Raw genomic sequence first — 4,306 nt, forward strand, 5'->3', positions numbered from 1 at the left:
GCTCGCGGGGCTGCCGGATCCTCTCCTCGCGGCCGCCGCCGAGGCCGCGGGCTCCGTGCGGGCCGCCCGCGCCACGGCGGCCGAGCAGCGGCACCTGCTGCCGGGCCTCGCCGGCATCGCGGGGATCCTCGGCTCGGCGGCCGCGCTCCCGGGCATCCCCGTGCGCGTCATCTCGGGCACGACCTCGAGCGCGCTCACCCGCGGCCAGCGGCGCGACCTCGTGCGCGCCCACCGCGCGTCGGCGGCGGCGGCCGAGCAGGGCGCGTGGATCCCGGCCCCGCGGTCGGAGCACATGGTCCCGATCACGGACCCGCACGTGGTCGCCGGCGCCGTCGCGGGACTCCTCTGAGGGCGCGCCCGGCGACTCAGGGAGCGGGCACCGTCAGCGCCCACTCCCGGAAGGCGGCCAGGTCGGCGCCGGCGAGCACGGCCGTGGGTCCCGCGGGCATCGGATCCGTGATGCGCAGGAACGCCAGGGCGTCGCCCGGGAGCCCGACCAGGACCTCCCCCACGATCGAGTCCGGCGACGACGTGTCGACGCGCGTGAGGTAGACGGTGCGGCCCGAGGTGTCGGAGTCGTCGGAGTCCACCGACTCCGCGATGCCCGACCTGCCGGTCACGAGCCGGTGCAGCTCGTCCACGCGGACGCGCGACGTCACCTCGCCCGCCTGGAGGAGCACGCCGGTCTCGGTCGCGCCGCGCCGCCCGATCGGCACCTCGGTCAGCGACGCCGTGAGGCCGGATCCCGACCACGGCCGGATGCTCGCGAGCGGTCGCGGCTGGCGCTCCCGCTGCCGCTCCGCCTCGGAGCGCATCCACGGCCACTCCGGGCGTGCGAGGAACGACCCGGCGAGCACGCCGAGGAGCCAGACGGCCATCGCCTCCGGGAGCGGGGACAGCCGCAGGGCGACGGCCGCGCCGACGACCACAGCTATGAGCAGCCACCGCACGCCGCGGGATCGGGCCAGGTAGACGATGAGGCCCGAGGCGATGCCCGCACCCGTGAGGCCGAGGAAGGCCCACGTCGGGACGGTGCCACCGCGCAGCGCGACGTACGCGGAGAAGCCGAGGACGAGCGCGATGAGGATCCCGGTGAAGACCATGGAGCCGCGGCGGTCGCGGGCGGTGCGGGACGGGCGCGGGGAGGATGCGGTCATGGGGCTCCTGGTCGAGGCGTACCCGCGCGTCGGCGGGCGCGGCACCTCCACCTTGCCGGAGGGATGTCCTCGGGACCACCCGCGCCGCGGCCCCCAAGCGAGTGAATTGGAATGACGCCGCGATCAGCCGTGTATTGCGGCGCAGATTGAGCGTCCCCGGCGCGGGCTGGCCAAGGGGGATCCGCCCTCAGAATGTCGACTCAGATTTGCCACACGCGACTGGCGACTGGCGACAGGCGACAGGCGACAGGCGACAGGCGACAGGCGACAGGCGACAGGCGACAGGCGACAGCATGGTTTGCGTGCGACGGCTCAGCTATGACAAGCAATCCTCAGAACCGCCATCCCCCCGCAAATTTTGTCCTAACCCCGCCTCGATGGCCGGCACTTCGGCACCGGGCTGACCGCATCAACACACGAACTTCAAAGATAATGACCTTTATCGACTCGTTACGCACTCAGGCAGACGCTGGATCGCGGCCTTCTACATTTTAGGGTCACGAGAATAGGGGGACGAGCGCTCCTTGATCACTCACCATGACCACCAGCATCACTCACATACTCGAAACGACCTTGAGCCGACATTAGGAGCGCCTGGGCATCTCCACAAGTCAGCAGGCCTAACTGAACATCTCTAATCAGGCGATATAAGTCCCTCGTGTCGAAAACGACGCCCGAAAACAACCTCGCGAAGGCATCGAGTTGCTCCGCACTAGATTCGAGAACTTGCGGGCGGTCGTTGGGGCCGGCGTCTCGATAGGCATTTACTATGTACCATAGGCGATCAGGCTCCGAATTCTCGACCGTGGCATACACAGTGCCTGCTTTTTTAAGTTGCTCTAAGTCGTTCGACTTTGCCCCCTTTGCATACCCCTTGATCTCCGCTAGTATCACGAGTCCATTGATAAAGACGCGCAAGTCTTCTTGTTTAGCGGCCTTATGTTGCGGCAAGGAGTCAGAATCTTTGACCTGGAAACCCAGCTCAAGGAAGAGGTCTGCACACGCCTGGACGAGCTCGTCACCGGTTCCGTGTAATAAGACGCGCATCGGCGCACTTTCGAGTTCGGCATTGTCTTTTGCCTCTTCTAGAGCTTCGCGAGCCTTCGACACTTCATCACGTCTCGCAGACTCAACCGCGTCGAATTTCTTCAACGCAGACAGCGCTCGCAATTCTGCGGCGGTGGCCCAAGTAGAGTTGTTACTACTTGATGGGCCTGGAAATCGGCTCTCGTCTATTGTGCGAAAATAATCGAATGAGGCTTGCAGCCAAGCCCTCAAGGAGTCTCTCGCCTTCGTCGGCAAGAACACGGTTGTGGTGCCGGCGCTCTTGACAATGCCAGCGAGTACCAGATTCCCGGCACCACTTTCACTGAGTAGGGGGTAGATTTGATCGCGGGTATCCGACGGCTTTGGATCAAACACTTTATATGGAGTCCCTAGCTCGGGAATAAGCGTCGACATAGCCTCGCTTCGAGATTGAAATTGCTTTCCCATATCACTCACAGTGAATTGAAGCGCTAGAACAGGTGGGCGCGAGGCGAAAAGCAGCGGGGGCCCAAAAACGTTTTGAGACCCACTACCTCGAACCCTGGAGACGACATCTGAATCTTCCGCCGTCGTACTGAGTACTATCCTGTACGGCACACGTAATCCGTCAGTCAGCGCGCTCTCAAAGACTATCGCGAGGTCGAAATCTCTTTCGTTAAACTTTAGTTCTTCATTGGGCGAGATGACATGCAGCCACCCAGATAAAGCACTCAAAGTGGTGTGCTCTTCAGTGGTACCACCTATAACCAACACCTTTGGCGGCAACAGCGCCTCACTCTGAGCCATCGTTCGTTCCCCATGCTTCGTCGAAGTTTTGACTCAGTATGAACCGGAGGCAACCCACTGTCTGCATCAGCCCCGCACCCGCCGCAGCTCCAGCACGCCCGGGATCAGCTGCCTGCTCGGGATCCGCCCGCGCGCGAAGTCGCCCCACACCTGCCGCACGCGGCGGGCGTCCTGCTGGATGCCCTCCCAGTCGGCCCCCGCGAGGAGCCCGGCCCCGCGCCATGCGTCCTCGTCGCCGAACAGGAGCGGCAGGTCCACGGTGTGCGCGGCGCCGTACGGGCTGCCGGGCGCCGACCAGCGGATGACGTAGCGGTGGGCCCGGCCGCCCGCGCGCGCGTGGCGGCGGGCGAAGCGGCGGGCCGGGATCCCGTAGACGATGCCGGTGACCGCCGCCACGGCCGCGCGCCGCACGAGCGCTCCGACCACCGGGAGGCGCGTGAGCCGCGCGAGCCACGGGATCCCCGGCAGGAACAGCCGCGCCTCCTCCGCCGTGTTGCCGATGAGCAGGTCGACGCCGGGCGCGGCCCGGTCCCACGCCGCGTCGAGACGGGACTCGGGCGGCAGCGGAGCGTGCCCGTACTGCGTGCCGAAGGGCATGGCCCCGAGGAGCCCGAAGGGGGCGGCCGCGCGCTCCACGTCCGCCTGGCGCGCGACGACGTCCTCGACGGGCATGTCGGCGGTCAACCCGCGGGACGCGCGGGCCATCGCCGCGGCCATGCGGCGCCTGCCGCGCGAGATGCCGAGCGGCGCGCTCTGCACGATCGCCCGCCGGAAGAGCCCCCGCCGCCTCCGGCACCGCCATGAGGTGCGCGACCGCGTCCCCGCCGGCCGACTGCCCGAAGGCGGTGACGCGGTCGGGATCACCGCCGAACGCGCGGATGTTGCGGGCGACCCAGCGCAGCGCCTCGAGCTGGTCGAGGAGGCCGAGGTTCGCGGGCCGGTCGCGCCCGTCGCCGAGGTAGCCGAGGAGCCCGAGCCGGTAGGTGACCGTGACGACCACCACGCGCTGCTCCTGGACGAGGGCGGCGGGATCCATGATCGGCACGTCCGCCGCGCCCGACACGTACGAGCCGCCGTGGATCCAGACCATCACGGGCAGCGCGTCGCCAGGCCGCGCGTCGCGCGGCATCGTGACGGAGACGCGCAGGCAGTCCTCGTCCACCGCGAGGCCGGCGAAGCTCCCGAGCACGGCGTCGAGCTCCTCCATGGGCGGCTGCGGGCACGCGGGCGCCCACGCGGTGGCGTCGCGCGGCTCCGTCCAGTCGGGGTGCGGGGCGGGCGGCGCGAAGCGCGCGGCGGTCGCGTACGGGATGCCG

2 protein-coding genes and 2 pseudogenes are annotated in these 4,306 nt (G+C 67.9%); 1 reads left to right on the forward strand and 3 read right to left on the reverse strand.

Features of this window, described 5'->3' with window-relative positions:
• Positions 1-349, forward strand: a pseudogene (locus tag DZG00_RS12755) (alpha/beta fold hydrolase); the annotation flags it as partial.
• 16 nt (positions 350-365) lie between these two features.
• On the opposite strand, the gene DZG00_RS12760 reads toward DZG00_RS12755, so the two are convergent.
• From DZG00_RS12760 to DZG00_RS12770, 3 genes and pseudogenes are all read right to left on the reverse strand, one after another.
• On the reverse strand, positions 366-1,157 hold the full coding sequence (locus DZG00_RS12760) for a hypothetical protein (protein WP_119382843.1): 792 nt from the start codon (positions 1,155-1,157) through the stop codon (positions 366-368).
• 528 nt (positions 1,158-1,685) lie between these two features.
• Positions 1,686-2,990 carry a hypothetical protein gene (locus DZG00_RS16905; protein WP_147359998.1) on the reverse strand — a complete coding sequence of 435 codons (1,305 nt, stop codon included), beginning with the start codon at positions 2,988-2,990 and terminating at the stop codon, positions 1,686-1,688.
• Positions 2,991-3,056: 66 nt separating this feature from the next.
• Positions 3,057-4,306: pseudogene (locus tag DZG00_RS12770) on the reverse strand (carboxylesterase family protein); the annotation flags it as partial.

Origin of the sequence: Clavibacter lycopersici (assembly GCF_003576405.1) — a bacterium.
Lineage (GTDB): Bacteria > Actinomycetota > Actinomycetes > Actinomycetales > Microbacteriaceae > Clavibacter > Clavibacter lycopersici.

What these genes read in the sequence shown, in the direction of transcription:
- DZG00_RS12760 (WP_119382843.1), bottom strand. Translation starts at nt 1,157, where the DNA reads ATGACCGCATCCTCCCCGCGCCCGTCCCGCACCGCCCGCGACCGCCGC.
- DZG00_RS16905 (WP_147359998.1), bottom strand. Translation starts at nt 2,990, where the DNA reads ATGGCTCAGAGTGAGGCGCTGTTGCCGCCAAAGGTGTTGGTTATAGGT.